Genomic DNA, 4,317 nt, shown 5'->3' on the forward strand with positions numbered 1-4,317 from the left:
GCTCGACGGCTTGACGGCCAGGATCTGGTCGACGCCCATGCGGTTCTCCTCGAACGCCAGCGACCCGCCGGCGAAGTACAGTCGCCAGACCCGGGCCGTCTCCGCACCGACCAGCGCGACGGCCCTCGACCAGTTGTCCTCCAGGTTGCGCGACCAGGCGGCGACCGTCTGCGGGTAGTGCTCGCGCATCGCCTGCACGTCGCGGATCTCCAGACCGGCATCGCTGATGAGCCCGATCGTCTTCGCGAGCGGCTTCATGTGCATGTCGGGAGCGATGTACGTCTCGATGAACGGACCACCACCGGGGCTGTCTCCCGGGTGGTCGTTGCTGCGGGACATCTGCTGGATGAGCACCCTGCCGCCGGGGCGCAGGTAGCGGTGGATGGACTCGGTGAAGACGACGTACTCGGCGTCGCCGACGTGCTCGCCCATCTCGACCGAGGCGATCGCGTCGATTCCTCCGTCGGTGACGCCGGCGCCCTCGAGGTCGCGGAAATGGCGCAGGCTGACGTCGACCCGGCCCTGCAGGCCGCGCTCGGCGGCACGCTTCATGACGAAGTCGCGCTGCTCGCTCGACAAAGTCACCCCGGTGACGTGGACGCCGTAGTGCTCGGCGGCGTGCAACGTCAGCGAGCCCCAGCCGGAACCGATGTCGAGCATCCGCATGCCCTGCTCGAGCCCGAGCTTGCGGCAGATGAGATCGAGCTTGGCCCGCTGGGCCTCGGCCAGCGTCATCTCCGGCGTGATGTGAAAGCCGCTGGAGTACGCCATCGTGTCGTCGAGGATGAGCTCGTAGAAGTCGTTGGACAGGTCGTAGTGGTGCGAGATGGCGGCGCGGTCGCGCTCACGTGAGTGGAGGTCGCCGGTGAGCTGCGATTCCGCGGCCGGGATCGCGGGCCGGCGCCCGATGGCACGGGTGCGAAGAGCGAGCCGAGCGGCGCGCAGCACGATTCCGGGGCGGATGCGCGGCTTGGCGGCGTCGGGGTCGGCGGCCCGGGCGGTGCGCACCGCGGACCACATCCCACTCAAGCCCTCCGCGAGGTCGCCCTCGACGTCGAGGTAGCCCTGCACGTAGGCCCGGGCGACGCCGAGCTCGCCGGGGGACCACATGATGTGCCGGAGGGCTCGCTTGTCGTGGATGACGAGCACGGGAGCGCCTTCGACACCGGCTTCGCTGCCGTCCCAGGCCCGGAGACGGATGGGGAGCTGGACGTTGAGTGTGTCCTCGGCCAGGGCGAGAAGTCGGGCGGCGATGTTCACCGGTCCATTGAACTGTGAGAGGCGAGCTTTCGCCAACTGAATCTGCAGTCAAATGGCATGCTGTTGACATGAGCCAGGGGGCGCGTCTCCGCCGGTGGTACCGACGCACGGGCAGCGAGTTTCTCGGCTGGACGCTGGTCGTCATCGGCATCCCGATGATGCCGCTCCCGGGGCCCGGCACGATCGTCCTGGTGGCCGGAATCGCCCTCCTCGCGCCGCACTACGCGTGGGCCAGGCGGATCCTTGATCCGCTACGCGTCCGAGCCATCGCGGCCGCCAAGTACGGCGTTGCCACCTTGCCGCGGATCGTCGTCAGCGCTCTCGGTGGACTGTGGTTGTTCGCGCTCGGCGTCGTCTGGTGGATCTCGCCGAACATCCCGCGGTTCGAGGTCCTGGGGTTCGGGTTCGGGCCGGAGCTGCCCGCTCACGGATGGGGCACGGGGGTCGGCCTGATGGCGTCGGCGGTGGCGGCGTGGTCCCTTCTCGCCTACAGCGTCCACCGGTGGCGGCCCGAGAACGAACCGACATTCGGCAGTGGCGCCGGGCCCGGGACGTCATAATGGTGCCTGGTTGAGCGTCACTTTCGGGTGGAATCGCTCGTTTGAGGTCAGCAACCCCCATGAGGAGAAGTCGTGACTCTCACCAAGATCCGCACTTGGTGCCACCTTCTGGTGCTTCCGATCCTGACTGTCTTGCTGCTGTCCGCTCCGGCATCCTCGTCGGCGTCGGACCGTGACGACAAGGACGACAAGGCCGCCGACATCGTCGCGAAGGCGCCGAAGGGTGAGCCGCTTGAGGTCGTGGTGACTTCTCGAGGCGCCGATGGCGCGCCGGTCATCTCCACCGTTCTGGCCGACACACGGACGCAGGCCGTCGACCTCGTGGCCCGAGCGCTTGATCGCTCCTCGACGATCGGCGCCGAGATGGACCACCGGGTGTCCATCGATGCCTACAACGACACACACCGCTCGCAGCAGTGGGCGCTCGACGCGCTCAAGGGCGAGACGGTCAACCAGTCCACGAAGGGCGGCGGCATCAAGGTGGCCGTCGTTGACACCGGTGTGAAGTCGTCGCACTCCGACCTCTCCGGCAACGTGCTGTCCGGCCGGGACTTCGTCACCCCGGGCACGCCCGCCAACGACCTGAACGGGCACGGCACGCACGTCGCGGGCATCATCGCGGCTCTGGCCAACAACAACCGGGGCATCGCCGGCCTGGCACCGAGGGCCAAGATCCTCCCGGTCCGTGTCCTCGACCGGAACGGCAGCGGCTCGAGCGCCGACGTCGCGAAGGGCATCATCTACGCCGCCGACCAGGGTGCCAAGGTCATCAACCTGTCGCTGGGGAGCAGCAGCTCGAGCACCGCGATGCAGTCGGCCGTCTCCTACGCGATCAGCAAGAACCGGCTCGTGGTCGCGGCCGGTGGGAACCGAGGCTGCGGGCTGCTCGGCGCGCCGACCGAGTATCCGGCCGCATACTCGGGCGTCGTAGGTGTCGGCGCCGTGTCGAAATCGATCAGTCGGTCGTCGTACTCGAGCTGTGGTTCGTGGATCGACGTCGTGGCCCCGGGCGACGGCATCATCTCGACGATGATCAACAACTCCGTCGGCCTCGGGTGCTCGAGCAGTGCCAACTACTGCAAGATTTCAGGCACGTCCTTCGCCTCCGGTTATGTTTCCGCCGCCGGGGCCCTGGCCATCGCCGAACGTGGCTGGGGCCAGGCGACCGTTGCGCGTCGTCTCGAGTCCACGGCTCAGGACCTCGAGGCTTCCGGCAAGGACAGGAACACCGGGTCCGGGTTCATCAACCCGTTGAAGCTCATCAACCCCTGAGGCGGGCCCTTCCATGTGCGGTCGAGGTGCCCTCACGCCCTTTTGAGCAGTCGCAGCACCTGGCGCTCCAGGGTGCGATTCACCGGTGCGCCGGGGGCGATGGCTCGGTGCCCGCCGGCGACCGTGATGCCGTCGTCGAAGAGGTCGACCACGCGGGGATCGACGTACGAACCGCGAGCCACGGTCGCGGTGTTGCCGAGATGGTCGCCGACCTCACGCATCGCGTCCGCGACAGATCGCTTGCGCGCCGTCTTGCTCGACGCGTCCGAGAGCGAGAGCGCATGAGCGGCGATGACGGTGCCCCGCCACGTCCTGAAGTCCTTGGCGGTGAAGTCCTCGCCGAGCCGCTGCTTGACGTACTCGTTGACGTCGTCGGCATCGAGGTCACGCCATCGCCGGCCGTCCTTGTACGCGAGCAGGCGGTCGCCACCGCCGCGGCGCCGCAACAGGGTGTCGAGCAACGCCCCCACCCGGTCGTCACGCACGGTGACGTCCACCTCCTGCCCAGACTTCGCGGTGTACCGGAATGAGATGCCCCGGCCGTCGCGCTCGACGTGGTCCTTCTCGATGGTCGTCAGGCCGTAGCTGCCGTGCTCGTCGGTGTACCGCTCGGAGCCGATGCGGAACATGCCGAGATCGAGCAGCGAGAACGCGGCGGCCGAGACGGTCGTGACGTCGGGCTCGCCCGCGAGGTCGCGGCGGGCGGCCAGTCGGTGCCGGATCAGCGAGCGCGCGAACCGCTCAATGTGCTCGAACTTCTCGGCGTCGCGGCGAGTTCGCCAGGCCGGGTGGTAGAGGTACTGGCGTCGTCCCGCGTCGTCGGTGCCCACCGACTGGAGGTGGCCGTTGTCGATCGGGCAGATCCACACCTCGGTCCACGCCGGCGGGATCACCAGCTTCTTGCAGCGGTCGAGGTCAACGGTGTCGAGGGCTTCGCCGCCCACGTCGAGGTACCGGAATCCGCGACCGTGCCGTACTCGCGACCAGCCGGGCATGCTCGCTGAAACCCGCCGCAGCCGCACCATGAGCGAAGCGTAGATCGGCAGTCTCCGGTTCAGGCCTGCTTCAGCGCAATGGGTGCACGCTGTGGTCAGGCCAAGGTCGGCCCATCGAAGGAAGGGTGTATGGACCATGCGACTCACAGTGATCAGTGCGGTGGTGCTGCTCAGCCTCGCGACCGGTGCCTGCGGTGCGGGCCAGTCGAGTGACAACTGCTTCGAGAAGG

General features: G+C 68.1%; 4 protein-coding genes. 2 read left to right on the forward strand and 2 right to left on the reverse strand.

Annotated features, from left to right (window positions below; all coding sequences use genetic code 11):
• On the reverse strand, positions 1-1,260 hold a 1,260-nt coding region (locus ACRDPN_RS04440), incomplete at its 3' end, for a class I SAM-dependent methyltransferase (RefSeq protein WP_431446142.1).
• A 68-nt stretch (positions 1,261-1,328) separates the two neighbouring features.
• Here ACRDPN_RS04440 and ACRDPN_RS04445 point away from each other — a divergent pair.
• Both ACRDPN_RS04445 and ACRDPN_RS04450 read left to right on the forward strand, forming a co-directional pair.
• Positions 1,329-1,820 (forward strand): PGPGW domain-containing protein, encoded by a 492-nt coding sequence (locus ACRDPN_RS04445; RefSeq protein ID WP_431446143.1) that lies wholly within the window; start codon positions 1,329-1,331, stop codon positions 1,818-1,820.
• 72 nt (positions 1,821-1,892) lie between these two features.
• Entirely contained in the window at positions 1,893-3,092 is a 1,200-nt protein-coding gene (locus ACRDPN_RS04450) for a S8 family serine peptidase (protein ID WP_431446144.1), read from the forward strand.
• 32 nt (positions 3,093-3,124) lie between these two features.
• Here the strand turns inward: ACRDPN_RS04450 and ACRDPN_RS04455 are convergent, their stop codons facing one another.
• Positions 3,125-4,117 (reverse strand): DNA topoisomerase IB, encoded by a 993-nt coding sequence (locus ACRDPN_RS04455; protein WP_431446145.1) that lies wholly within the window; start codon positions 4,115-4,117, stop codon positions 3,125-3,127.
• Positions 4,118-4,317 lie beyond the last annotated feature (200 nt).

Origin of the sequence: Aeromicrobium sp., from assembly GCF_050700635.1 — a bacterium.
Taxonomy (GTDB): Bacteria; Actinomycetota; Actinomycetes; order Propionibacteriales; family Nocardioidaceae; genus Aeromicrobium.